The 26,580-nt window shown below is 45.7% G+C and carries 23 protein-coding genes; 11 read left to right on the forward strand and 12 right to left on the reverse strand.

The window, feature by feature from the left end; translation table 11 throughout:
• Window positions 1-18: 18 nt before the first annotated feature.
• The 4 genes from ahpF to L5L77_RS14825 all read right to left on the reverse strand — a co-directional run bounded on the left by ahpF (window position 19) and on the right by L5L77_RS14825 (window position 5,034).
• Window positions 19-1,590, reverse strand: coding sequence for an alkyl hydroperoxide reductase subunit F (gene ahpF / locus L5L77_RS14810; RefSeq protein ID WP_173497329.1), 1,572 nt, complete (start codon window positions 1,588-1,590; stop codon window positions 19-21).
• A gap of 163 nt (window positions 1,591-1,753) precedes the next feature.
• Window positions 1,754-2,323, reverse strand: coding sequence for an alkyl hydroperoxide reductase subunit C (ahpC, locus tag L5L77_RS14815; protein ID WP_105250080.1), 570 nt, complete (start codon window positions 2,321-2,323; stop codon window positions 1,754-1,756).
• Between the two features lie 342 nt (window positions 2,324-2,665).
• The gene (locus L5L77_RS14820) at window positions 2,666-4,201 is read right to left on the reverse strand and encodes a leucyl aminopeptidase (RefSeq protein ID WP_263172488.1); all 1,536 of its coding nucleotides are present in this window, start codon (window positions 4,199-4,201) and stop codon (window positions 2,666-2,668) included.
• Window positions 4,202-4,290: 89 nt separating this feature from the next.
• Window positions 4,291-5,034: a spermidine synthase gene (locus L5L77_RS14825; protein ID WP_113939824.1), complete on the reverse strand. Its 744-nt coding sequence runs from the start codon at window positions 5,032-5,034 to the stop codon at window positions 4,291-4,293.
• A 106-nt stretch (window positions 5,035-5,140) separates the two neighbouring features.
• Here L5L77_RS14825 and L5L77_RS14830 point away from each other — a divergent pair, with 106 nt between their 5' ends.
• From L5L77_RS14830 to L5L77_RS14840, 3 genes are all read left to right on the forward strand, one after another.
• Complete coding sequence (locus tag L5L77_RS14830; RefSeq protein ID WP_106651494.1) at window positions 5,141-5,686, forward strand: mechanosensitive ion channel family protein; 546 nt, start codon at window positions 5,141-5,143, stop codon at window positions 5,684-5,686.
• Window positions 5,687-5,702: 16 nt separating this feature from the next.
• A complete protein-coding gene (locus L5L77_RS14835; RefSeq protein ID WP_131525118.1) occupies window positions 5,703-6,146 on the forward strand; it encodes a hypothetical protein in 444 nt (147 codons plus the stop codon).
• 91 nt (window positions 6,147-6,237) lie between these two features.
• Complete coding sequence (locus tag L5L77_RS14840; protein WP_263223020.1) at window positions 6,238-6,699, forward strand: hypothetical protein; 462 nt, start codon at window positions 6,238-6,240, stop codon at window positions 6,697-6,699.
• Window positions 6,700-6,836: 137 nt separating this feature from the next.
• Here L5L77_RS14840 and L5L77_RS14845 read toward each other — a convergent pair whose 3' ends face one another.
• From L5L77_RS14845 to fccA, 4 genes are all read right to left on the reverse strand, one after another.
• Window positions 6,837-7,124, reverse strand: a complete 288-nt coding sequence (locus L5L77_RS14845) for a hypothetical protein (RefSeq protein WP_173246570.1) — start codon at window positions 7,122-7,124, stop codon at window positions 6,837-6,839.
• 50 nt (window positions 7,125-7,174) lie between these two features.
• The gene (locus tag L5L77_RS14850) at window positions 7,175-7,912 is read right to left on the reverse strand and encodes a dienelactone hydrolase family protein (protein WP_263193022.1); all 738 of its coding nucleotides are present in this window, start codon (window positions 7,910-7,912) and stop codon (window positions 7,175-7,177) included.
• Between the two features lie 68 nt (window positions 7,913-7,980).
• Window positions 7,981-8,970, reverse strand: a complete 990-nt coding sequence (locus L5L77_RS14855; protein WP_263143368.1) for a 2-hydroxyacid dehydrogenase — start codon at window positions 8,968-8,970, stop codon at window positions 7,981-7,983.
• Window positions 8,971-9,228: 258 nt separating this feature from the next.
• Window positions 9,229-11,022 carry a fumarate reductase flavoprotein subunit FccA gene (gene fccA, locus L5L77_RS14860; protein ID WP_263193023.1) on the reverse strand — a complete coding sequence of 598 codons (1,794 nt, stop codon included), beginning with the start codon at window positions 11,020-11,022 and terminating at the stop codon, window positions 9,229-9,231.
• A gap of 498 nt (window positions 11,023-11,520) precedes the next feature.
• Here fccA and L5L77_RS14865 point away from each other — a divergent pair, with 498 nt between their 5' ends.
• From L5L77_RS14865 to L5L77_RS14875, 3 genes are read left to right on the forward strand one after another with little or no spacing between them, the layout of a single operon-like run.
• The gene (locus L5L77_RS14865; protein WP_105250071.1) at window positions 11,521-11,931 is read left to right on the forward strand and encodes a hypothetical protein; all 411 of its coding nucleotides are present in this window, start codon (window positions 11,521-11,523) and stop codon (window positions 11,929-11,931) included.
• Window positions 11,932-11,936: 5 nt separating this feature from the next.
• Complete coding sequence (locus L5L77_RS14870) at window positions 11,937-12,506, forward strand: class I SAM-dependent methyltransferase (protein WP_263193024.1); 570 nt, start codon at window positions 11,937-11,939, stop codon at window positions 12,504-12,506.
• A gap of 30 nt (window positions 12,507-12,536) precedes the next feature.
• Entirely contained in the window at window positions 12,537-12,827 is a 291-nt protein-coding gene (locus L5L77_RS14875) for a hypothetical protein (protein ID WP_131524699.1), read from the forward strand.
• Window positions 12,828-12,910: 83 nt separating this feature from the next.
• Here L5L77_RS14875 and L5L77_RS14880 read toward each other — a convergent pair whose 3' ends face one another.
• The 3 genes from L5L77_RS14880 to L5L77_RS14890 form a co-directional block, all read right to left on the reverse strand.
• Complete coding sequence (locus tag L5L77_RS14880) at window positions 12,911-13,096, reverse strand: cytoplasmic protein (protein WP_106651481.1); 186 nt, start codon at window positions 13,094-13,096, stop codon at window positions 12,911-12,913.
• An 86-nt stretch (window positions 13,097-13,182) separates the two neighbouring features.
• Window positions 13,183-14,616, reverse strand: a complete 1,434-nt coding sequence (locus L5L77_RS14885) for a cytochrome C biosynthesis protein (RefSeq protein WP_263223021.1) — start codon at window positions 14,614-14,616, stop codon at window positions 13,183-13,185.
• Window positions 14,617-14,891: 275 nt separating this feature from the next.
• On the reverse strand, window positions 14,892-15,317 hold the full coding sequence (locus L5L77_RS14890; RefSeq protein ID WP_263143375.1) for an organic hydroperoxide resistance protein: 426 nt from the start codon (window positions 15,315-15,317) through the stop codon (window positions 14,892-14,894).
• A 139-nt stretch (window positions 15,318-15,456) separates the two neighbouring features.
• Here L5L77_RS14890 and ohrR point away from each other — a divergent pair, with 139 nt between their 5' ends.
• The 5 genes from ohrR (at window position 15,457) to L5L77_RS14915 (ending at window position 21,688) form a co-directional block, all read left to right on the forward strand.
• Entirely contained in the window at window positions 15,457-15,954 is a 498-nt protein-coding gene (gene ohrR / locus L5L77_RS14895) for a hydroperoxide resistance transcriptional regulator OhrR (RefSeq protein WP_263143377.1), read from the forward strand.
• Between the two features lie 136 nt (window positions 15,955-16,090).
• Window positions 16,091-17,266 (forward strand): glycerol-3-phosphate dehydrogenase/oxidase, encoded by a 1,176-nt coding sequence (locus tag L5L77_RS14900; RefSeq protein ID WP_263143379.1) that lies wholly within the window; start codon window positions 16,091-16,093, stop codon window positions 17,264-17,266.
• A 109-nt stretch (window positions 17,267-17,375) separates the two neighbouring features.
• Window positions 17,376-18,548, forward strand: coding sequence for a 23S rRNA (uracil(747)-C(5))-methyltransferase RlmC (rlmC, locus tag L5L77_RS14905; protein ID WP_263143381.1), 1,173 nt, complete (start codon window positions 17,376-17,378; stop codon window positions 18,546-18,548).
• A 199-nt stretch (window positions 18,549-18,747) separates the two neighbouring features.
• Window positions 18,748-19,896 (forward strand): chromate efflux transporter, encoded by a 1,149-nt coding sequence (gene chrA, locus L5L77_RS14910; protein WP_263143383.1) that lies wholly within the window; start codon window positions 18,748-18,750, stop codon window positions 19,894-19,896.
• A 127-nt stretch (window positions 19,897-20,023) separates the two neighbouring features.
• Window positions 20,024-21,688, forward strand: coding sequence for a methyl-accepting chemotaxis protein (locus L5L77_RS14915; protein ID WP_219250334.1), 1,665 nt, complete (start codon window positions 20,024-20,026; stop codon window positions 21,686-21,688).
• Window positions 21,689-21,807: 119 nt separating this feature from the next.
• On the opposite strand, the gene fdhF is transcribed toward L5L77_RS14915, so the two are convergent.
• Window positions 21,808-26,073, reverse strand: coding sequence for a formate dehydrogenase subunit alpha (gene fdhF / locus L5L77_RS14920; RefSeq protein ID WP_263223024.1), 4,266 nt, complete (start codon window positions 26,071-26,073; stop codon window positions 21,808-21,810).
• Between the last annotated feature and the right edge of the window lie 507 nt (window positions 26,074-26,580).

Genomic DNA, 26,580 nt, shown 5'->3' on the forward strand with positions numbered 1-26,580 from the left:
ATGTCTGTTGACGAAGCCTTAAGCGGCTTTGGTCGCGGCGGTTTCTTCATCGCTGTGGCGAATTAAGTAATCAAATGCGCCCAGTGATGCGGTCGCGCCGCTGCCCATGGCAATGATAATTTGCTTGAAAGGTGAGTTAGTGACATCACCTGCGGCAAAAATACCTGGGACTGAGGTTTGCCCGCGCTCATCGACTATGATCTCGCCCCTTGGGGTTAAATCGATCGTGCCCTTCAACCATTCCGCATTCGGTACTAGCCCAATCTGCACGAAGATACCTGCAAGTGCGACATGGTGACTCTCGCCAGTGGCTCTGTCTGTGTAGTTCAGGCCATTAACCCGAGTACCATCGCCAGTCACTTCAGTGGTCATGGCTTGGGTAATGATTTTAATGTTACCCATAGAAGCCGCTTTACGTTGCAGTACATCGTCGGCGCGCAGGGTTTTATCAAATTCCAGCACAGTCACATGTTCTACTATGTTCGCAAGATCGATAGCCGCTTCGATACCTGAGTTACCGCCGCCGATCACCGCCACACGCTTGCCCTTAAATAACGGGCCATCACAATGTGGGCAGTATGCGACGCCTTTGCCACGGTATTCTTTCTCGCCGGGGACGTTCATCTCACGCCAGCGGGCACCTGTGGCTAACAATACGGTACGGCTACGTAATTTAGCGCCGCTTGCCAGTTCAAGCTCGAACAAGCCATCTGTTGATAACGACACTGCCTTTTGGTTGTCCATGATGTCGACTTCGTAGTCTCGTACATGGGCTTCAAGGTTTGCCACTAGTTTTGGACCTTCGGTCGCTTTGACCGAAATAAAGTTCTCGATACCGACGGTTTCAGCCACTTGTCCGCCAAACTTGTCGGCAACAATACCGGTGCGAAGTCCTTTACGTGCTGCATAAATAGCTGCCGCTGCGCCGGCTGGGCCGCCGCCAACGACTAAGACTTCGAATGGCGCTTTTTCATTAATTTTATCGGCCTTACGGCTTGCGGCATTGGTATCCAGTTTATTGAGGATCTCGCCAATGCTGATACGGCCGGCTGCAAACACTTCGCCATTTAAGTAGACAGAAGGCACAGCCATAATGTTTTTGCTGGTTACTTCTTCTTGGAACAGGGCACCGTCGATCATCACGTTGGTGATATTCGGGTTAATAGCCGCCATCATGTTCAGTGCCTGTACTACGTCTGGGCAGTTTTGGCAGGTCAGTGAGACGTAAGTTTCAAAGGCATATTTGCCTGGCAGATTGCGGATCTGCTCAATAATATCATCGCTGAGTTTGATTGGGTGTCCACCCGTGTGCAGTAATGCCAGCACGAGTGAGGTAAATTCGTGACCCATAGGCAGACCAGCAAAGCTGATTTGCGTATTAAGCTCTGGGTTAATCACTGTCATCGCTGGGATGCGTTCGCCCTGAACTTCTTTCAGGCTCACCAGAGAAGATAGGCTGACAATGTCTTGCGCTAAGCTTTTTAATTCTTGAGACTTTCTACTCTCATCTGCAGACACGACAAGTTCAACTGGTCTTTTGAGGTTTTGCAGATAGGTTTGCAGTTGATTTTTTAAATTCGCATCTAACATGTGATGACTCCAAAATCGCTTAAAAGGGAGAAATAAGGGGGCCAGTCTAGGCCCTTGCAGGGGCGGGCTTAATCCTTTGCTGCGTGGCGCTACAACTGTGTTGGCTGTAACGCCAATCAGCTTGGGACGCTAGACTGGCGGGGTTGACGCTTTGCAGGCTAAATTAGATTTTGCCAACGAGGTCTAAAGACGGTGCTAATGTTTCGTCACCTGGTTGCCATTTAGCTGGGCAAACTTCGCCATCGTGAGTAGCAACATATTGAGCTGCTTGAATTTTACGAACTAGCTCTTGAGCGCTACGGCCGATGCCTAAATCGTGAACTTCGCTGACCTTGATTTGGCCTTCAGGGTTAATCACGAAAGTACCACGCAGTGCTAAACCGTCTTCTTCAATCATCACGCCGAAGTTACGGCTGATAGTGCCTGTTGGGTCAGCCAGCATTGGGAAGTTGATCTTCTTGATGGTGTCTGACGTGTCATGCCATGCTTTGTGAGTGAAGTGAGTGTCAGTTGATACTGAGTAAACTTCAACGCCCATACCTTGCAGTTTTTCGTAGTGATCCGCCATGTCGCCTAATTCAGTTGGGCAAACAAAGGTAAAATCTGCTGGGTAGAAGAATACGACTGACCACTTACCTAACAGGTCTTGTTCAGTTACTGGAACGAACTCACCATTGTGGAATGCAGTGGCTTTGAATGGTTTGATTGTGCTGTTGATAATTGATTGAGTCATTTTATGCTTCCATTTAGTTGATGATGGCTTAAGTTCATAACGAGGACATTTGCTTGCGTCCTGTCGATGTGAAGCATATTACCGACTCGATTAAAATTAAGATAACGGATAAAAGCTATCATTCTAATCGGTTTGGCCGAATGATGATGCGATTAGGTCGGATTCAATCGGTTTTTCTGCGACTGCTGCGGTTTTGGCGTGACTGGGTGTAGTTTAGGTTTAGCCTGCTGGTCTTTGGTGATTGAGATAAGATAAATTTCGAGCATAAAAAAGGATATCAATGATATCCCTTAAAGTGTAAATACAATTAAAACAAGATACTGAGGTTCTAGGTTCTAGGTTCTAGTTCTGTGCTTTGGGTTGAGTTAACCAAGTGCTGAGTAAGCGCACGCCGTAACCTGTTGCACCCGCAGGCACAACAGCGGTATCAGTGGCGGTTAAGGCATTGCCCGCGATATCCAAATGTGCCCAAGGCTGTTCGCCCGCAAAGCGTTTTAAGAACATGGCCGCAGAGGAAGCACCCGCGCTGCCTTCTTTACCTGTGTTTGTGAGATCCGCGATAGTGGATTTAAGCTCATCCGCATAGGCTTGATCTAACGGTAAGCGCCAGACTTTTTCGCCAACCTGTTGACCTGCATAAGTTAGCTGCTGCACTAAAGGCTCAGAATCGGTAAACAAGCCAGCATAAACATTGCCTAATGCACTCACTTTTGAGCCTGTCAGTGTTGCAACATCGATAATCACAGATGGCTTATAATTTTCTCTGGCATACCAGAGGCCATCGGCCAGCACTAGGCGACCTTCGGCATCGGTGTTGAGCACTTCAACGGTGAGACCTTGGGCGGTTTTAATCACATCACCTGGGATCATTGCATGACCCGATACCATGTTCTCCGCCATGGGCATAATCGCCACTACGTTGACAGGCGCTTTTTGAATCGCCATAGCTTTTATAGTGCCAAGCACTGTGGCTGCACCTGCCATATCTGACTTCATCCGCGCGATTGAAGTACCTGTCGCCTTAATATTGTAACCACCCGAGTCGAAGGTGATGCCTTTACCGACCAGTGCGATTGGCGCGTCTTTGCTACCAGGCCAATGGGCGACCACTAACTTAGGTGGGCGCTCGCTGCCTTTACCTACAGCAGCTAAGGCGCCCAGTTGTAGACGTTCGATATCTTTGGCTTCTAATACCGTGACTTTAACGCCGAGGGATTTGAGTTTTCTGGCTTCGTTAGCAAAGCTGTCGGGATACATAATGTCTGCAGGTGCGTTTGTCAGATCGCGCGCTAAAAACACACCCGCTTCAACCGCTTGCAGATTTTTATGGTGTTTTTGGTTGCGACTTAAATCATCGACAGCGATTTGGTAATTCTTCTCGGCACGGGGGCTCGCTTTGAACTGAGTGTAGCGATAACTGCGTAGTTCAATTCCGTGTGCAAGCTCAGAGGCAAATAGCGGCGCGGCAGTTAAGCCTTGGGTGAGTACACGCACTGTAGCTTGGGGAACCGTATCGAGTTTGGCCGCAACATTGCCACCAATGGTATTAATGTCATCGGGCGTTAAGTTTTTTGCATCGCCAATGCCGACCAGTAAGACCCGTTTAGCATCAATTTCGCTGGGTACCAAAATCTCGAGGATTTCCCCCCGTTTGCCGGAAAAAATATTATCCGCCGTTGCTAGGTTTAATTGGTCTTGGGTCGACTGAGGTAAAAAGTCGATCCCATAGGTAGTAGAATCAGCGCTTTGGAATAGCACTAATGTATCTGAATTCAGTGAGCTACGAGTGTCAAAACTAAAACTTTCGGCGTTAGCATTGAGAGAGTTAAGGCACGCCAGAGCCATAACGCTTAACATAAATTTGTGCTTATTTTTCATGGTGACAGCTCATATCATGGAAGTGTGAGAAGAATATCAAAGCTCAGCCTTAGGGTTAACTAATTTACGCTATTTTGCTGATATTAGTATTAAATCCAAGGCCCAAAGCGTGTCAATGATCGATCAAGGGCAAAACCCAATTGTTGCGATAAAGATTGAGCGCTACTTTTAAGGGCCGAGGTGCCTAAAAGCTGCGGCGATTGGCTCGCAAAAATCACCCAATTACCGCCGCCTGTGAGACAAGCGTTCACATGGGCAAAGTGTTGTTGTAAGTCGGCTAACAACTCGCGATTTTGGCTATGCTCTTTCCAGCAGTTCAGCACTAAATACCCATTGGGTTTGATGAGGTTAGTGCACTGCTCAAGGAATATTGGCGAAAGCTGCCCTGTTTCAACGCCTTTGGCTGTATAAATATCGGCAAAAATTACATCCACTTTTTTATGATCGCCAGCAGCTAAAAAAGCAATAGCATCATCATTGATAAGATTGAGCTTTTTACCTATCGGCAGCTGAAAATAGCGCTTAGCTAACTCAATCACCGCGGGGCGTAGTTCCACCGCTGTTAACTTTATTGCCGCGTCGAAATTACGCAGTGAGTGAATAATCGAGCCGCCGCCTAAACCTAAAACAATAGCGCTCTTGGGCTTACAAAATAGTAAAACCAACAACATGGCTTGCACATAAGTGTGCTGGGGAATATGGGGCGCCGCCTTGAGGATCTTACTCTGCTCATCGTTATCTCCAAAGGACAGGATCCGTGAGTCGTCGTAATCGATTACACGAATCGGGCCTAGTGCGTCTTGGGTTTCATGTAAGAGGGTCGAATCGGCCATATTGGATTAATTACTCGGTTTAGCTGTTTGGCTTGTTTGCACGGGCTATAACTGCTCGCGCAAAAAAGTTAGAATTCAGACCGTTTTAGTTAATTGAGCCGCTATTATGACAAATCAAATCCTGCTTGCCTGTATTTATCTTGCAGTGTTTATCTTTTTACAGCGCGCCTTAACCCATTGGGTTAGAAAACTCGCGCAAATGAAGCAAGTGAGTGTTGCACGGACCAGTTTAGTGACCCGTTTTATTTCCTATGTGATGTTTTTTATTACTCTGTCATTGATGGCGGTCTCGCTCGGACTGGGCTATCAGGATGTGTCGCTATTTGTGTCATCCGCCTTTGCAGTAATGGGCGTAGCATTGGTTGCTCAATGGTCGATATTGAGTAATTTAACCGCTGGCGTGCTGATCTTTTTCGTGTTTCCTTACCGTATTGGCGAGCGCATTCGGGTGGTCGATAAGGATGAAGATATTAGCGGCGTGATCATCGAAATCGCTTTATTCCATGTGCTTATTCATCGCGATAACGGCGATACCATTACTTATCCTAATAACCTCATGCTGCAAAAGGCAGTGTTAAAGCTGGCTGATCAGACCCCCTTAGCCGAACGTCAGGCGTTACTCGAAGGCAAAAAGAAGTTTGATCCTGAGTAACAAAGGATATAGATACATGGTCATTGAAGAAGATGTTGGCAAATTGATTGATACTGAACTTTATAGTTCATTACTCGTCTATGCAAAAAAGAATAGCAAAGTAAATGTGAATGAATGTGATCTACCTAAAGTGTTATTAGCCTATGATGCACAAAAAATAAACGCCGCCGAGTTTTCTATTTTAGAGATGGAGAAGATAGTGTCATCGAACATGCCACTATTTACTCGTTTCTTCGATAAAAAAATAGATACTTTTATTGATGCACCAGATGAGCAAGAGAGCAATGATGATGTTATCGCAACACTGCCTTTTTATAAAAATTTCTTGGTGATATACATTATTGAGTTCTGCCTCTTAATTGAAAAGCAAGATGAACTAGAACGTTATCTTAAAAAAATAAGAGTACCAGGCAGCAAAAAATATTCACGAAAATTAAAGGAGATAATGACTGCTTTGTAATTGAGAACAGTCAGAGTAATACGTGTATATAATTTTGAAAAAACTTGATAGATCTGACCATGGTTGGCAACCTTAGTTATTTGGAGTTCGCATGTTTGCAAAGTCAATAACCATTTTTCCTTTTGGTGATATTTCAGGAAAAGGTCAATCAAAAATCTGGGAAAGGAAGTTAGATATACCTTATTTAGGGGATGGCTTTCTCATACGTATTTGGGGGACAAAAGAGGGACCAACAGTATCCCAATGTGAGGCATTCGATAAACTCATCAATAATGCCGAGCAGATTAGAAAAGATGCAACCACTAGGATTATTCACTTTCTTACCTCTTCAGACATTGTTCCTGCAGAAATCCAACTCACCTCATCCAATGTTTGGACATTTTTGTTGCCATGCTTGATCGAAGTTAATGCAAATAATGAATACAGCCTTGGTGTTGGTAAGCTAGGTTCAAATGCCATTTCCATTGGATATGATATTTCTTGGTGTGAAGGTTTTCCCCTTTTGCAGATAGGTGTTTTAGATGGCTTTATCGATGAAATATATTCTGAATAGTGATTATCTGCTTTTTACTAGTAGTTTAATATATGAAAGGATGAATCACTAAAACCATAATATTAGTTAAGGTTTTAGTGATTCATTTGATTTTAAAAAGTTAGATCGTTAGGTGTATTTTAGATAATTACTGAACGCTATTTTAACGAGGCGATAAAGGCTTCAGACTTTTGGCGGTAGGATTCTTCAAATGCAATGATAGCAGCTATGATACCAGAGCCCAAAAGCACTTGTAGAGAGGGGATAAGAGTAGCTATGCCCACTGTCGACCAAAAGTTAAGGCTAAATCCACGTGTCATCCAAAACTGACTCGCTAGGCCAATTAATGAAAGCACGACGGCTAATAACGAAACAACGGTTGTTACTCGGGTAATCATTAATAGTAATGCTAAGTTTTTTGAGGATAAATTTTTATAGGGTTTCATTTTTACTCTTTCCTTAAGTATTTAATATTTTTGTATGTTTAATTTATAAACTAGTGAAGCACTCTTTGAAAAAAAGCTACCGCTTGCAGGTACATTTGCAGTGCGAGTGCGGGATCATAGCGTTCGCCTTCATCACGCATAAAGGCGTGTTGGGCGTTGACTTCAAGCCAAGTGAAGTTACGGTTCAGCGCCATTAATTGCTGGTGGATTAGAACACGGCCTTCTGCTGATACGTGGGGATCTTGCTTGCCGAACACTAACACTAATTCCCCTTGAATATCACCGCTGCGGCTCAGTGAGTCATTACCGTAAGCGCAGGGTAGGGTGTTGGAATGAATGTCGGTTGGATAGAGGCAAAATGCACCTAAAATAGCGGGATTGAGTGCGGCACGGTAGGCTAAGTGGCCGCCGATACACACGCCCATAGAGCCAACTTTGCCATTGCAGTAAGTTTGTTGAGTGGCAAAATCGATCAGTGCTTGGGTATCGCTATCGTGGTGTTCTAGGGGTTTGGCAAATTTATCGGCGTTACCTTTATCTTTACCCGATTCATCATAGGCCAGCACAGTGCCTAAAGGATTCAGTTCATGGAACACTTCGGGTACTAACACCACAAAACCGTGGCCAGCAAGAATAGTGGCGGTGCGGGCGATGGGCGCAGTTTGCTGAAATATCTCGGAATAAAAGATGATACTTGGGAATATTCCCTGTGCATCTGGGCGATAGATATAGGTGCGCATTAGCCCTGAAGGTGTGGAGATATCCTGAATTTCCTGAGTCACTAACATATTTATATTCCTCTATGAGGCTTCAAACGTTGAAGCCTCACTTTAGCAGTCAGGATTTTATCTGTCAGTTAAAACAATTCGTTACCTGAGAGTTCACCGGCACATAGTGCTTTTATATTGCTTAAGGTCGTTTTGGCAATGGCGCCTAGGGCTTCTTCGGTGAGGAAGGCTTGGTGACCCGTGAAAATCACGTTATGGCAGGCTGATAAACGACGGAATACATCGTCTTGAATAATTTCATTCGATTTGTCTTCGAAGAACAGGCCCTTTTCGTTTTCATATACATCGAGCCCAAGCGAGCCGATTTGCCCCAGTTTTAATGCTTCCATTGCGTCGAAAGCATTGAGTAAACCACCGCGACTGGTGTTGATCACCATGACACCGGGTTTCATCTTGGCGAAGCTGGCTTGGTTTAGTAAGTGACGGTTATCCGCGGTCAACGGGCAATGCAAGCTGATGATATCGCTGTTGGCATAAATAGAGTCGAGATCTTGATATTCCACATTCAGCGCGACAACCGCTGGATTGATAAAGGGATCGAAGGCAATGACTTTACAGCCAAAACCGAGCAATACCTTGATGGTTGCTACGCCGATTTTACCTGTACCAATCACGCCGACGGTTTTGCCGAACATGTTAAAGCCGACTAAGCCTTCGAGGGAGAAGTTGGCATCGCGGGTGCGTTGGTAAGCTTTGTGGATTTTTCGATTCAGTGTCAACATCAGTGCGACTGTATGTTCGGCCACGGATTCAGGAGAATAAGCTGGTACGTTAACGACTTGCATGCCTAAGCGTTTAGCGGCAACTAAATCGACGTTGTTAAAGCCAGCGCAGCGCATGGCGATAATTTTTGTGCCACCCTTAGCGAGTTCGACCAGAACTTCTTCACAGAGTGAATCGTTGACGAAGGCACAGACAATTTCAAAACCTTCGGCAAGCTTCACTGTTTGCATGCAGAGGCGATAATCGAAGTACTCAATTTGTGCACCAAACGCAGCATTTGTGCGGTTAAAGTGCTGCATGTCGTAATGTTTTGCGCTAAAAAATCCAATTCTCATTTCAGTCACCTAACGGGTTTGCTGATGTAATTATCTGGCAAAGAGTGTAAGTGAGTTAGGGCTTTTTGTCCTTAGCCTTAGAAAATTCCCCGTTAAAAGAGTGAGCTTTATCATCAATTGGGAATAAAAAAAGCGAGCCCCTGACGGCTCGCTTATTGATTGACTGCTTTTACTTGAAGTGTTCAAGCTAGGGCTCTCATATTGAAAGTCGTACTATATGAGCTGAGGGTTAGTCCTTTAACCCTCCGTTATTGCATTTTACTTTTTGTCTTTAGCGTATTTAGCTGCAGATGCACCCGCGATACGGCCATAAGTAACGATATCGGAAATAGCATTACCACCTAAGCGGTTAGCACCGTGAACGCCACCTGTGACTTCACCTGCTGCATATAAACCATCAATAGGCTTGCCCGTTTTTTCACTCTTCACTTCGGCTTTAGTATCGATCACAACACCACCCATAGTGTGGTGAACTGCTGGCGCGATTTCGAGAGCGTAGAAAGGTGCAACAACTAATTCACGTGGTAAATCAGGACGTTCAAATTGAGCATCTTTACCTGATTTAACAAAGCCATTATAAGCTTTCACTGTTTTAGCGAGTTCGGCTGCTGGAATATCTAACTGTTTAGCCAGATCTTCAATTGTTTTGCCTTCTTTAACAATGTTCAGGTGCACATAGCCTTCGATGGCTTTTAAGCTCTTACGGATAGAGTCATCGAATACCAAATAAGCACTTTCGCCTTTTTGTTGCAGAATCGCGGCAGACGCTTTGTCACGGGTGGTGATTTCGTTCATAAAGCGGTTACCTTCACGGTTAACCACGATCGCACCGTTACCACGTACCGCTTCGGTGATCATTACACCACCAGCAGGTGAATAAGTTGGGTGAGCTTGAATAAACTCTAAGTCGCGAGTTGCTGCACCCGCTTGTAATGCCACGTCTAAGCCATCACCTGTAGCACCTGGGTGGTTAGTCGCTTTAAAGCCTTTTAACTTAGGATCGTACTTAGCTACACGATCGTTATTTTTCGCAAAACCACCCGCTGCGATAACGACAGCGTCAGCTTTGACAACGTAATAACCTGTGTATTCACCCTTCACCAATACGCCGATAATTTTACCGCTCGCATCTTCAAGAATACGTACTACACGGCTGTTTAAGCGGATGTCAGTACCACGTTTCACTGCATTGTCCCATAGAACTTGTGCTACGTGTGCACCCACGCCAGCGCCGCCTGTTGGACGGTGACTACGGTTAACACTTGCGCCACCCATTCGACCTACGTCAGTCATATCGGCACCCATAGAGGTTAACCAATCGATAGAGTCTGATGAGTTGTTGGCTAAGGTTTTGACTAATTCAGGATCGTTAATATTGCGACCACCTTTCATGGTGTCGTCGATCATGATTTGTTTCTTGTCTGCGATACCTAGTTTAGCCTGTGGCTTAGTTTCTGCAGCGTTCATACCGCCAGCAGCAAGTTTAGTGTTTCCGCCTGGGATAGGTTCTTTTTCAAGCAGGATAACTTTAGCGCCTGCATCACGGGCTGAAACGGCTGCAGCAAGACCTGCACCACCTGAACCTATGATCACGACATCAGTGGTTTCTTTTGCGCCAGCGGCAATGGCTTTATCTTGAGCAGCTTTGTCTGCATCAACAGGCACAAACTTACGTTCCCACTTACCACCGTAAGGCATATCGAAGCCGAAGCTGTGACAAGCATCGCAATAGGTGACTGATTTTTCATGACCTTTATGGCAGCTAGTACAAGCAATTTCGCCAATTAGGTGAGATTTATGGGGTGATACTTTATCTTTAGGTGCAGCGGCGGCCAGTTCTTTTAAATCACCGTGGCAGCTAACACACTGAGCATTTTCATGGGTAAGGTTGTCGTTGGTGACGCCACCTTTGTCTGATACGTGGCAGCTGTCGCAGCTACCCATTTCACCGTGAAAATCGGCTAGCACTTCTGGTGCTGCATAGGCAGTACCTGCCATAGCGCCAGAGATCAGCATGGCTAGTGCTGTTTTTTGAATCTTTCTTGTGAACATGATAGTTCCTCCGCCGTACATTCATCTACTTAATAAGGGTTATTCATCGTGGCGTGATATTTATTTTTTACGCAGCTCACGCACTGTTAGAGCATTCTCCATTTGCAAATTTAGCACTATCTAAAGAGGTATATGTGTGTTCAGATCACATAACCTTTGTTACAGCGAAAATAACATATTTAAAATGTGCAATCGGATGGGAAATATTAATGAAGTTGAGACTAATCACTGCTTCAATACGGTATAATATGCGTTAGTTAACATATTGAATGGATTGATTTTAACTTTATAAAATAAAAATGGTATGAATTATGGTTTTGGTAGCGTGTTTTATCTATTTGTATTTTATAGATATTATAATTTAATCTTGTATATTGAGGTGATGGCTTATTTATTTTTATGTATTCTATAAATAATGTTATTTCAAAAGCCTTTATTGTATAAAATTATATTATCATTTTAATTAAATGTTACGCAATTGATTCTTAAGGGGTTGTAATGCACAAACAAGGCATATCTGAAAAACGTTTTTGGTTTCAACGTTTGAGTAAAACCAGTTTAAGGGCATTACATATTTTAGGGATCGTTGGTGTTGGTGGTGGCATTTTATTAGATGTAAATAAAGTGCAATGGTTGAGTTATTGGTATCTCGCGATGACGACGGGCAGCATATTAATGTTGTGGGAAATCGCACGGGATTGGCGCTGGCTGATCCAGCTTAAGGGAGTGTTAACTTTAGTAAAAATAGGCTTGCTTGGCCTGTTTGTGCCGCTGGCTCATTACAAGCCTGAGCTGTTAATCGTGATACTTTTTTTGTCAGTTATCGTGTCCCATGGTCCTGCAGGGCTCAGGCATTATTCTATTGTGCATCGTCGGCAAATTGACTCGAAAAAAGAAATTAAGGGCTAATTGATATGTCTGTAACCCATACGTCAACTTTAACGCCTGCCGCGTTAATCACAGAGTTCGCTTGGCCTAATCCATCTGTGTATAACTTAGACTTGAGTTGTTTTGATGGACTTAAGGTACTCGATCTCGCTTGCGGTTCTGGGCGTAATGGTTTGTGGTTTTTAGCGCAGGGGGCTGAGGTGACTTTTATCGATCGAGATTTGTCAGCCATGTCACACATTGATCAGGCTAATGCTTACAAATTACAAAGGGATTTAGAAGCTGAGGCAGGACCATTATTGCCGGTTGAAGAGTACGATATTGTCTTAGTATTTAATTATCTGCATCGCCCATTACTGCCACAAATTGCTAAGGCGGTTAAGAGCACAGGCCTTATCGTCTATGAAACCTTTACAACGCAACAGGCGCAGATAGGTAGGCCACGCAACCCAGATTTCTTACTTACTGAAAATGAACTCAAATCAGTGTTTGCTAACTGGCAATCTTTACATTACTTTGAAGGTCGATTATGTGATCCGCAGTCCACTCAAAGCAGTTATAAAGCCCAGTTGATTGCGCGAAAACCTACAACGTAAATTTATTGATTGAGACTCAGAGGTCGTAGGATGTTTCCCTATCCAGAGCAATATCGCATTGCAACGCCGCCGTTGACGACCGCCTTTATGGTGGCGTGGGCTTTATTCAGTCACAGCTTATTTTCCGATGCAAATCCTGTCGCACTCTATCCGCTGTTAGCGCTATTTCCCTTGGTGATTGGATTACACTTATATTTGATTTTGTTTGCAAAAGGAATGGGGCGACTCGATCAGTGTTTCTATGCCTTAGTGCATATCCCACTGGCATTTGTGGTGTGGACATTCACTATTATGCACGTGAATGGTAACGCTTTTTCTTAAATTAGCCTGACGTTTTAGAGAAAATAACAAAAAAAAGCGCCCTGATAATCAGAGCGCTTTTTTTGATTTTGTATTGCTAACAATTAGGCCGTGGTGTTGATGTTGTGGCCTGCATTGCCTACGGGTTTTGGCGCCGCAGCTGCAATTAAATCTACCGCGATTTGACCTTCGGCTTTTTGCTGCTCTTTGGCTAACTGAGCAACCTTAACGCCAATTGCACCATTTTCTAGATTCGGTGCGATAGCTTGTGTATTCAGTGAAATTGACATAACTAACCTCAATTGTAAGCTGGATCCCTTTATCGGCAAACCCACGGTTAACTTTAGTCGTTACACATGAATTTGCCAATTTGCAATTATTTTGCCTTGGCCGTGAGCAGTTTGCGGCCGATAACAATTATTGCTGTAACGCCTAGCGAGCCTAAAATCAATCCGAGTGCCAGGCTCACATTTTGCAGTGCTGTTGGGTCAATAACCAGTGCGATACCCATACCCAACATCATCACGCCTGACATAAGTTTCAGGGTTTGGCCTTCTTTTTCGGTCAACTTACGTTTGCCTAAGGTCGCACTGAAAACGATAACAATAATAGCCAGCGGGATCACATATACAATATTGTATAAAACCAAATACATATAGCGTTCAATGTCAGGCAGATTGTGCATAGATAGCACACTGGTGTAGATCATTGGGAAGCCTGCGGTGCAAAGTAACTCATAGGCATTGGCGAGGATAGCTAATACGGTAGAACCTATGAGTAACGCGCCTAAGTTACTGGAATTGGATAGTTTCCCCATGCGTTTTATTAGACTCGTACGATTTTCTGCCGACATTGATAGTGTTACTTCTCCCTTAGTAAAGAAGTAATCTTTGATATTGATAACTCCAGCGATCAAAGCTAAACAACCCGCCGCTAAAATGATCATACCGCCATCACTGCCTGCCCCCAGCAGTTGGAAGATGTTTAGCCATGCCGTCATAAACAGGAAATAGATAAAGCCGGAGAAGAATACGAAAATCCCGCCGACGAGTAACATGCGGCTGCGACTCTTGGCATTAACCATTATCGATAGTAAAAATAGCAATACAAAGAAGGCACAAGGGTTAAAAGCATCGACACCTGCGAGCACTAAGGTGAGTAACGGCAGAGACATAGTCTCAGGTGTCACTACTCCCACTAAAGGTAATTCAACGGGTTGAACTTCTGGCTCTGCAACGGGCTCGCTTAAGCTGGTGGCATCACAGGTGCCTTCGCCAGTATCTGTGCCACAAGTGCCAAAGAGCGGTGCATCTGTTTGAGCGCTTGTGGTTGTGCTGGTGGCTCCTTTGGTGGGGAGGTCAGCGTCGCTCAGTTTACCGCCAAGGGATAAATAACAATTCTTCAGTCGATTGACTAAAAATTCACCCGTTACCGCTTCACTTGAATATCCCACAATGGCCTTTTCACAACTTGCCATATAGGGTACTGAGCGTGCTTCAGTACTGGTTTTGGAGGCGATATTTTGCCAAATATCCTGTACGCCGGGATCTGACACCCTATGGGATTCGAGTTCTATCCAAGGGTATTTTTGCGGTAATGAATCAATGAAGGGATGGGCCTCTGCACAGTGCGGACAGGTTTTTGACCAAAAGAAATACAGCTTAATTTTGAGTTCACCCTGAGCATTCACATAATGCCACGTTCGATCCGCTGAGCTTGAGGGTGTTGTCTCGGCCCAGCTCGGGATAGAAAAGGCAAAGAGGAATAATAGCGAGCAAAAGAGAGATAATTTCGATAGATATTTTGTCATAGCGCCTCCCACAGAGAGTGGGTTTAAGTATCGTCAAACGGTTCGATTATCTCTTACTCTACTTAAATCAATCATTTTGATTAAATTAGATATTAAGAAGTGTTAGTTAACTCGCGAATAATAATTTTTTGGGAACTGAAACCAGTTTATCTCCCTGTGAAATGGTGTGATGCACACTCATTCTCAGCTTGAGCTGTTATTGGCTAATAAAGAATAAAGCACCCGAGGGTGCTCTATTTCTGACGTTATCAACAGGTGTCGATGATGGGTTATGGTTAGCCTAACGTTACGCCATTTACGCTAAGTTTCACGTCGATATTATTGCGCGTGGCGTTCGAGTACGGACAAACTTGATGTGCGTGACGCACTAGGGCTTCTGCGGCTTCTTGCGGTAAATCTAAGCTGACTTCTAAGGCAACCGCTAATGCAAAACCACCGACGTCATTGGCACCAATCCCAACAACTGCACTGACTGGCGCTTCGGTAATATCCACTTTGCCGATTTTTGCGACGTGCAGAATGGCGTTTGAGAAACAGGCGGCATAACCTGCGGCAAACAGTTGTTCAGGATTCGTGGCAAGACCGCTACCGCCCATGGCTTTTGGATAGGCTAAAGCGACATCCAGTAAACCATCATCAGTGCTGACTTGACCTTGACGCCCCGCTTTTGCTGTGGCACGTGTTTCATAAAGTGTTTTCATAGTATTAGACCTTTTAAGATTAAGGATTAAGTAAATTGATTTAAATTGCGCGCAATTCAATTGTGATAAACTATAATTCGATCTTTGGTGTGAATGCAAGTATATTGTGCGCAATATATTTAATTTGTTGGATCTTCCTATGGCAACAACTCAACCCAACACCCGTGTTAATACTGTCGATATGGCCGAAAATACCAGCACAGAGAATGCCTTATGTCTTGAGAATCAAGTGTGCTTCTCACTTTATAGTGCTGCAAATGCTATGGTGCGTGCCTATCGGCCTTTGTTGGACAAATTAGATCTAACTTATCCGCAGTACTTAGTCATGCTAGTGCTATGGGAAGAGCAGGGGATTAGTGTCAAAACCTTAGGCGATAAACTTTTCCTCGATTCAGGCACGTTAACGCCATTGCTGAAGCGACTAGAATCTAAAGGATTAGTGACTCGCGGTCGTAGTGAACAGGATGAACGCGTGAGAGTGCTGGCCTTAACGCCTGCAGGACTTTCCCTCAAAACACAGGCAAGTGAAATTCCCCATTTGATGCGCTGTAAAGTCGGCGGCGAGGCGAGCGAACTAAAAGCCTTAAAGACTATGTGCGATCAAGCACTTAAGCAATTACATGCCAGTATTGATTAAACTCTTATCGTCGAGATTTGATCTAAGATTAACTTATTGACATATTAACGCTTATTAGCGGTTCGACTGAGTGTAATGGGTTGTATGCTTGAGGCTCAGCGGGTCAGTCGTCTATTGAAGGTAGCGAGAGTAAGTTATGGCCTGTTTCGATGTAGCCATTATTGGCGGTGGGATCAGCGGTGTCGGCATTGCCCAATATGCAGCAGCAGCGGGCTATTCCACCTTGCTGATTGAAAAGGGCGAAATTGGCGGCCAAACCTCAGCGAATTCCAGCAAGCTTATCCACGGTGGTTTACGCTATTTAGAAACCGGACAAATTAATTTAGTCCGCAAATCATTGCTTGAAAGGCGACATTTACTCAATCTTGCGCCATCACTTGTTAAAGCTGTGCCATTTTATATTCCCGTGTACGACAACAGTCAGCGCAGTCCTTGGACCATTCGCGCAGGACTGAGTATGTATGCACTGCTGAGTGAATTTGATCCTTTAGGCCAATTTGTGTCAGTACCCGCTGTGCATTGGCATCGTTTCAAGGGATTAAAACTCTCTGGATTAAAAGCCGTATTTCAGTATTGGGATGCGCAGACCGACGATAAACTATTAACTCAAGCGGTGGCGCGTAGCGCACAGGCACTGGGTGCTGAAGTCTATGCCGAGGCTGAATTTCTTGAGTTGGAACACAAGCGCGAGACCTGTGAGCTGAGTTTTAGCCACAGGGGCGAGGCCCATAGTGCCGAGGCGCGTCTAGTTATCAATGCCGCTGGTCCTTGGGTGAATGAGGTGTTGAGTAAAGTGTTGCCCCCACTTGCGGGTGTTGAACTCGATTGGGTGCAAGGCGCCCATGTGTTACTGGATATTCCTGCGCCCGATGGCATCTTGTACTTAGAGTCATGCTTCGATAAACGGGTAATATTTGTGATGCCTTGGTATGGTCAAACCTTAGTCGGCACCACAGAAACTGAATTAACCTCTTTAGATAAGCCGCCTGAGGCGACCGAATCTGAAATTAATTATCTGCTGGGGATCTACAAACATTATTTCCCACTAACGCCGGATATTGATGAGCTCAAGGCGCTAATAACCAAAACTTTCTGTGGTATTCGGGTCTTGCCTAAGCAAAATAGCCAAGCCTTTGAGCGACCGCGAGATACCTTAATGCAAACATCGATTTCCCATCCGCGAATACTCAGTTTATATGGCGGTAAGTTAACGACGTTTCGCAGTACCTCAGCCGAAGTGCTTGAATGGATTGAAAAGGCCATAGGTAAGCGGCAGTCTATTGCTGATGTTGATAAACTCACCCTATCTTGAGTGCGCCGTGAATTATGCACTTGATGCTGATTTGAATATGCTTCAAGGTGATTTTTACCTGTAAAACCGCTACAGTGTGGCGCTTTTTTACTGATATCTAGGATCTGCCGTGAATGCTGCTATTGTAAATACCGCCAAGCAATGTGGTTATTTTAACCAAGGTCAGTGCCTTTCTTGCCGGCATATACAACAGCCTATGGTGCAGCAAGTGGCGGTTAAGACTCAAATTTTACAGCAACTACTCGCGCCTTTTATCCCAGCTAATTTGCCCGATATTTTTCAGCCGCCGGTAATTGGCGAGGACAGCGGCTTTCGTAATAAAGCTAAAATGGTGGCCTTAGGCGCCGCCCATGCGCCTGTGTTGGGGATTGTGAGCCCAAGTGGCGAGGCGGTAGATCTTTGCGACTGCCTTTTATATCCATCTGATATGCAAGATTTATTACATCGCTTAACACGCTTTGTGCAGCAGGCTGGACTTCCTCCTTATCGGGTAGATAGAGCCAAGGGTGAACTTAAATTTATTCTGCTGACCCGCAGTCAAGTGCGTGGTGAATATCTACTGCGGTTTGTACTGCGGTCCACCAATAGTATCGAACGTATCGAACGTGAATTACCTGCATTATTAGCTGAATATCCGCAAATTAAAGTGGTGTCAGTCAATATCCAACCGGTTCATATGGCAATACTTGAGGGTGATGAAGAGATTTTCTTAACTGAGAATACTAGGCTTGAAGAACGTTTTAATCATGTGCCTTTGTTCATTCGGCCTAAGAGCTTTTTCCAAACCAATCCACACGTTGCGGCGCAGTTATATCAAACGGCCCGTGAATGGGTTGCCGAGTTTTCACCTCATTCGTTATGGGATCTTTTCTGTGGTGTAGGCGGTTTCGGACTGCACTGTGCATCCAAAGACATTACCCTCACAGGGATTGAAATTGAAGCTGAAGCGATTGCCTGCGCGCAAATGTCAGCGCAAATGATGGGGCTCGAAAACGTGCAATTTATGGCGCTCGATTCCACCGACTTTGCTAAGGGTAAAAGCGCTGCCGATAAGCCGGATTTGATCATAGTTAATCCGCCGAGGCGCGGTATTGGCGAGGCGCTATGCCAGTCTTTAAGCGAGTTTGCCCCTAAGGCCATTCTCTATTCAAGCTGTAATCCGCAAACCTTAGCGAAAGATCTCGAACATATTCAAGGCTATCACTTAACCAAAGTGCAGCTATTTGATTTATTCCCCCACACGGATCACTTCGAAGTACTAGTCATGTTGGTGAAGGATTAATTTTTAGCTCATCAATTTATCACTAAGCATTTGTACTTATTCGTTTTACGATTCTTGAAATCCGCTCAAACTATCTTAAGGACTCTACCATGTGGAGTCTTTGCAATACTTTTATCTGCGCTGCTCGCGTGAAACTTCATCAAAGTGTCTTTTTAGTGGCATAATCTTCAGCACTTTATGCATTAATGGGCGGCGATTTATGCTACAGATTTTCCTACGCTTTTTTACCTTGGGCTTGATGAGTTTTGGCGGGCCTGCGGCGCACATTGGTTATTTTCGCCAGACCTTCGTAAATGAACTCGGTTGGCTCGATGATAAGCGTTACGCCAGTCTGGTTGCCTTAAGCCAATTTATGCCGGGGCCAGGGTCGAGCCAAGTGGGCTTTGCCATTGGTTATCAAAGAGGCGGGTTTGTTGGCGCGCTTGCTGCTTTTGCCGGTTTTACACTACCTTCCTTTATTTTGATGTACTTACTGGCAGTAACAACGTCGGCTTGGCTCGCTAATCATTATGTTCAAGGGATGATTTACGGGCTTAAATTAATGGCCGTCGTTGTGGTTGCCGATGCCGTTCTCGCCATGTTTAAACAGTTCTGCCAACGCAAATCCGCACGCCTATTAATGTTAGTCAGTGCCGCGGCAATTTTGATTGCGCCATCTATGTGGACGCAAATCCTTTTGTTACTTGGCGCCGCCACTATCGGCATCTATAAATTGAGTGCGAGCCAAGATGACACAGTAGCGCTGGCACCGATTCGATTGAATTACTTCTATTTGTTGCTCTTTTTCGTGTTGCTCATCGGCAGTTTTTTTATCGTGGATTTAGGATCTGAAGCTTGGATCTTCGGTGAGTTTTATCGCGTAGGGAGCTTAGTATTTGGTGGTGGTCATGTAGTGCTACCTCTGTTGGAAACTGCGGTGGGTGATACCATAGGTGGCGATCGTTTTCTGACAGGTTATGCCTTTGCCCAAGCAGTGCCAGGACCTATGTTTACCTTTGCGACCTTTTTAGGCGCTGAAGTGATGTTAGATAAGCCCTTCATGGGAGCTTGCATCGCAACCGCAGCTATTTTCTTACCCGGTTTTTTACTTATGCTGGTGGGGTTGCAAAGTTGGCATGCGATTGCCGCAAGACCAAAAATTGCTGGCGCGATAGCGGGAGTGAATGCCTGTGTTGTTGGCTTACTTGCCGCAGCACTTTATCAACCCGTGTTTTCTCAGGCGGTATTCTCAGGTAAAGATATGGCCTTGGTATTGCTCGGTTTTGGTGCATTAAAGTTATTTAAACCACCTATGCTACAACTGGTATTAGGCTTTAGTGTATGTGGTGTGCTGCTTAATATGCTTTGAACTGAGTCGTTATTAATCGAATGTTTATTGAGCAAGATTAAGATTTTGTTACTTTAAGCGCATAGAAATACAACAATCTTAGCTATACTCCGAAGATACAAGTTGTAATCCTTTGGAGCATTCAAGTATGTCTAAGTTGAGTTTGCGCAATAAATTATTATTGCTGTCGCTGTTTCCTTTGATCCTCGCATTATTGGTGTTGATGTCGGTTTCTTATTATGTCGAGAAAAATGCGCTTGCCGATGAGGTGGTTACCTTTAGATCTAAGCTCGTCGGTGAACGTAAACAACAAATTAAAGAAGCTACCGAAATTGCCGCTGGTATAGTGAATTACCAATTATCGTTAAAAGAACAAGGGAATGTGAATCAAGCGCTAAGAGACATACGTTTTGGCAGTGCGGGTTATTTCTTCATGTATGACTCTCAAGGGAAAAATATTTTCCATGCCCTAATACCGAGTTTAGAAGGGCAAAATAAAATGGATATGACAGATCCTCGCGGCACTAAAATTATCGTCGGTCTGCTCGATGCCGCTAAACGTGGCGATGGTAGTTTCTCCTATTACTATCAAAAACCTAATACTAATGAACAGATTGAAAAAATCAGTTACGCCATGATGATCCCAGGTACTGACTGGATGTTAGGTACTGGGGCATATATCGATGATATTGAAGCTGTTGTTGAAGATTATCGTGAGACAGTGACTGAGCAAATGGCTGAAAAATCCTTCGCGATTTTGCTGATAGCGCTTTTCCTTACGGGTATTACTGGCTTTATCATTATGATTGCCGCCCACCGTATGGTCGTACCAATCAAGAATATGGCCGATAACTTAAATGATATTGCTAAGGGCGAAGGGGATTTAACCAAGCGACTTACCGTAAAAGGTGAAGACGAAATTGCCCAACTTGGGCGCTCCTTTAACCTCTTTGTCGATAAACTTCAGCATATTATCGGCGATGTCGCGACTGCGACGGCTAAAGTAAAAACGGCAGCCAATGCGATTCATGATCAAACTAAAGTCATGTCGAGCCAGTTGGTGAGTCATAACAATGAAACAGATCAGGTGGTGACTGCAATCACTGAGATGTCCTCCACTGCGAACGAAGTGGCTAAGAATACCACTCAAGTAGCCGAAGCGACTCATGCTGCTACTGGTGATGTGGCGAATGCACAGCGTTGTGTTGATGCTTCGCTTGAGGAGATTGCGTCTTTAATGTCGCAAATCAATAATGCGGCAGGCAGTATAAAATCACTCAGCGAGCAATCACAGAAGATCAACAGCGTGCTTTCTGTCATTGGCGGTATTGCCGAGCAAACTAACCTATTGGCATTGAACGCCGCCATCGAAGCGGCCCGTGCTGGTGAACAGGGTCGTGGATTTGCTGTGGTCGCCGATGAGGTGCGTAATTTAGCCAGTCGAACTCAAGCCAGCACGTTAGAAATCAACGAGATGTTATCGGCACTGCATAAGCTAGTGACCCAAGCCGTGAAAGCCATGGAAGAGAGTCAGCAAAGCTGTGTACGTTCGGTGGATTCTTCTCGTACGATTTCCGATAGTTTAGGCTCAGTCACTTCAGCGGTAACGGCGATTAATGATATGAGTACCCAAATTGCGGCCGCAGCGACAGAGCAAAGCTCAGTAACCGAAGAAATTAACCGTAACGTGTATGCCATCCAAGAGATTGTAAACGAGCTGCTTCATTCCAGCGAAGATGCCGCTAGGATCAGTATGACAGTCTCGGAAGAAGGCATTAACTTGGGCAAGTTAGTGGGCCAGTTTAAGATTTAATTGCAGCAATCTTGATTAAAAACGGGAGACTTAAGGTCTCCCGTTTTATTTGGCTTATTTATCTTTTTGAAGAGCACTTAATTCATTTACTTTAGTCAATCCAGCCTAGTCAGTTCATTCTAATCAATTATCTCGGCAACCCGCTCAACCCTTACCGAGCAGACCTTATATTCAGGGATAAAAGCGACAGGATCGAGCGCATTGATGGTGAGTTTATTCGCCGCAGCTTCCACAAAATGGAAGGGCAGGAATAGCACGCCAGCTTGGGCTCTTTTCGTCACAAAAGCGTCGATTTCAATTTCGCCGCGACGGGTTGTGAGTTTGATTTTATCGCCATTGCCTATGCCGAGTTGCTCGGCGTCATAGACTGAAATCATTACTTTAGGCGAGCCGAGTAAGTCGAGTCCAGCCGTTTTACGGGTTAAGGTGCCTGTGTGGAACTGTTCCAGTAAACGTCCGGTCGACAGAGTGAGCGGGTACTCACTGCAGGGCATTTCTGCGGGTAAGCGATAACTCACTGGTGTGAACTTACCTAAGCCGCGGGTGAATTGGCCTTGGTGCATAATGGGAGTACCTGGATGAGCTTCATCTGGGCAAGGCCATTGAATGCCTTGGGGAATTTTACCGTCAACTCCAATGCTTAATCGTTGCCAAGTAATGCCGCGATATTGTGGTGTCAGCTCATTGATTTCCTGCCAAATCGCTTCTTCATTAGGGTAATCCCAAGCGGCACCCATCGCATTGGCAATCTCTTGGACAATTTGCCAATCGGGCAGGGCTTCGCCTGGCGGTAACAGGGCTCGTTCGAGTCGCTGTACTCGCCGTTCTGTATTGGTGAAATGACCGCGTTTTTCGACAAACGCGGCGGCGGGCAGAACCACATCGGCAAGCTCGGCGGTTTCGGTGAGGAAGATGTCCTGCACCACTAAAAAGTCGATAGCGTTAAGGGCCCTAAGCACATGGGCTTGGTCAGGATCGCTCAATACGGGGTTTTCGCCCATCACATACAAAGCTTTGATTTTCCCTTTGGAAATATCATGCATCATGTGGGTTGCGGTTACGCCAATCTCCCCCGATAACGGCGTTTGCCAGTGTGCCTCGAAACGCATTCTGGCATGAATGTCGGTGACTTTTTGGTAGCCACTGAAGAAGTTAGGCAGTGCGCCCATGTCGCAGGCACCTTGCACATTACTTTGCCCCCGCAGTGGATTAATCCCCGCTCCTTCAACTCCAATATTGCCGCACAGAAGTTGTAGATTAGATATGGCGGTGACATTGTCGTGTCCCGTCGTGTGCTGGGTAATGCCCATAGCATAGTAGATTGCGGTTTTTTCGGCCGTGCCTATGGTGCGGGCGATACAGGCGATATCTTCGGCTTTCACGCCGGTTATCAAGGCCGCGTTTTCTAGGCTGTAATCTGCTTTTGCGAGTTCAGCGTAGAGGGCATTCACGCCTTCGGTGCGTGCGGCAATGTAGCTTTTATCCTGCCAGTTGTTGCGGATGATTTCCGCCATAATGGCATTGAGTAACATGACGTCAGTGCCGGGTCTGTGGGCGACATAAAGCTGTGCACTGTCGGCAATGGCGACACGTTTAGGGTCGGCCACCATTAGTCTCGCGCCATGCAAAGCCACGGCTTGCTTAATTTTCGAGGCGATGATCGGGTGAGCACTGCTGGTGTCTGAGCCTATGATAAAAATCACATCCGATGCTTGAATGCTCGGAATGTCATTGGTCATAGCGCCACTGCCGATACTTTGCTGTAGCCCAGTGACTGTGGATGAATGACACAGACGGGCGCAATGGTCGATGTTATTGGTGCCGAGTATGCTTCTAACAAATTTTTGCAGGAGGAAGTTTTCTTCATTGGTGGCTTTTGCCGAGGCTAAGCTTGCCAGTGCATTGCTGCCATGTTGCTGTTTTATTTGCTGTAAATGTTCGGCCACATAGGCGATGGCTTCAGGCCAACTACTTGGCGTGAGCTGGCCATTTTTACGAATGAGTGGCGTGGTGAGGCGTTTTTCACTGTGAATAAAATCGAAACCAAATCGCCCTTTCACACACAACATGCCTTGATTAACCACAGACTCTTTATTGCCCTCAATATGACGGATCTGATTCGTGCTGGTATCGATTTTAAGGTCAAGCCGACAGCCTACGCCGCAATAGGTACAAATCGTTGAGGCGGTTTTGAGTGGCGTTTCATTGCCTTGGCGTTTATCCCGCGCATCGACGAGTGCGCCCGTTGGACAAACCTGCACACAGTTGCCGCATTGCACACATTTGCTGTCGGCCATGCTGGCGCTAAAGCCGACTCTCGGTGCGCGGCGCGTTGCGGTTTCACTTATGTCTTGCGGCAGCGCTTGATAGGAATCATGGGCAAATTGAATCGCACAATGGCCACTCTGCAACTGGCACACATCGACGCACTTACCGCAGCTAATACAACGATTTGCATCAAATTGAATGAACGGACTCGATTTATCGACCGAAAACTTACGCACGCTTTGAGTGCTGAGTGACTTAGGTTCAACATGGTAGTCGGTCGCATAGTCCCTTAATTTACAATCAGTATTGGCTTGGCAGGCGCATTCGAGGCAGCGAGCAGCTTCTTGCATGGCGGCATCGGGAGCAAAGCCTAGCTCGACTTCGCCGTAATTGAGTAAACGCTGCACCGCGTTCAATTCGGGCATGCTTAAACGGGCTTTACGTGCGACAGAGGGGTAGAGCTCGATAGTTGGCAAGCCTTGTTTTATTGTGTTACCGACTGCTTTTGATGAATTAAATTCAGTGGCATGCAGCTCACAGCTTAGGCCTTGTTTGAGTAATTTATCTATGGCGATGGCGGCTTTATGGCCATCGCCTATGGCGGCGACTGCGGTGGCAGGACCGCGGCGCGCATCCCCCACCACAAAGAGTTTTTCAACCCCTGATGACATAGTGTGCTCGCAGCCGATAAAGGTATTCCAGCGGCTGAGAGCGAGTTCACCATTACTTAAGTGGCTCGCGGGATCTTGCATAAAACTCATATCGGGAGTTTGTGATACTGCGGCTATCACAGTATCAAAATCTTGGGTAAAGGTTTCACCAGTATCAACGGGAGCGTGTCTGCCAGAGGCATCGGCTTCGCCGAGTGCCATCTTAGCGAAGGTGACTGAATGGACTCTACCTTGCGCATCGCTATGGTTTTCAAGCGGATTGGTTAAAAAATGAAACTTTACCCCTTCGACTTCGGCCTCATGTACCTCGTAAGCTTCGGCGGGCATTTCTGCGCGGGTACGACGGTAAATTAGGGTGACATCGCAACCTTCACGCACTGCTGTGCGGGCGCAATCAATAGCGGTATTGCCACCGCCAATGACGGCGACTTTCTTACCTAAAACAAGTGTCTTTTCGAGACAATGATCTTTTAAGTAATCGACACCTAAGTAGCAACCTGCGAGTGTGCTGCCGGGATAATCCATAGGCACAGCTTTTTGGGCGCCAATGGCGAGACAGACGGCATCAAAATCTTCAACTAATTGATTTAAATGTATCTCGTGACCGAGACGCGTTTCTGTGTGTATGGTTAAGCCATTGCGGCACAGGAGTGCGATCTCCTTGTCTAGTATCGCCTTAGGTAAACGATACTCAGGAATGCCATAACGTAGCCAACCACCCGCCTGTGGCATAGATTCGAACACCTCTACGCTATGACCTTGGTTTGATAAGTAATATCCGGCACTTAACCCTGCTGGACCCGCACCGATAATCGCGACTTTTTTGCCCGTGTCGGTTTGGCGTGGCAGCATATAACTCATGCCCCCATTTTCGCCATCAGCTAAGTCGAGATCGGCGGCGTGGCGTTTTAATTGACGTATGGCAATGGGCTCATCGACCAGCCCGCGGCGACATTGTGCTTCACAAAAAGCAGGGCAGACACGGCCAATGGAGAGTGGCAGCGGCAAAGTTTGTTTAATGACTTTAACGGCTTCAGTATGGTTGCCTTGGGCTATGTGATACAGGTAACTCTGTACATCGACGCCCGCAGGGCATGCTTGTTGGCAGGGGGCTTCGCAATCGGCAAAATGATCGCTCAAGATCTCAGTCAGCGCTTGTTTGCGTTTTTGACTTAAGAATTCAGACTGAGTTATGACTCGCATGCCGACTGTGGCGGACGTTTCACAGGCGCGTACGCAGCGCAAACTGGCGTCGGAATTCTCAATCTGGACGACACACAAATTGCAGGCTTGCTTGTCTGCATATTCGTGAACGCCTAATTGCTGCGAGGCTGCACTGGGATCACATAAGCTGGGTATTGCTATGCCAGCAGCATGCGCCACTTGCAGTAGGTTATCAGTCGGATTAACCGACAACACTTGGTCATCAATTCGAAGTTCTATCATCCCATGGCCTTTTTATATGTAGGGTGCTTAGCTGCTATAGCGCGGGGCTGCAGGCTTAGGTTGTTTCGAGTATACCTAGACAGCTTTAGAAGACGCTTATGGGCGAGTGAAGTTTGCTGCAAAATTGCAGCTTGAATCACAAACCCGCTCAGACTGTGCGCTGGTGAATGTTTGCTCTAATTTGATCGTGATGGGGTTGACGTTATCTGGCCTTTTTAGTTGCGTTTCCTTTGATATTATGGGGATTTTTTAGGCAGGAGATCGCTTGTGTGTCAGCCATTGGCCTCGCGCATAGCACTATCTTGGCTAAATTTAAGTAAGATCACAGTCTTAACTCATTGCTTTTTGTTAGTCTCGGCTTTAGTGCTGTGGTCTTTTAGCTTGGAAAATAATCCTTGTTATCCCATTTAATGAACAGTGCACCCCTAGGTTTACCAGTCTGGTTAGGTTAAAATGCGCGGTTGCAAATACTGTTAATCATCGCCCCTTTTAGTGGAAGATCAATTA

Origin of the sequence: Shewanella sp. SM29 (genome assembly GCF_025654245.1) — a bacterium.
Taxonomy (GTDB): Bacteria; Pseudomonadota; Gammaproteobacteria; order Enterobacterales; family Shewanellaceae; genus Shewanella; species Shewanella oncorhynchi.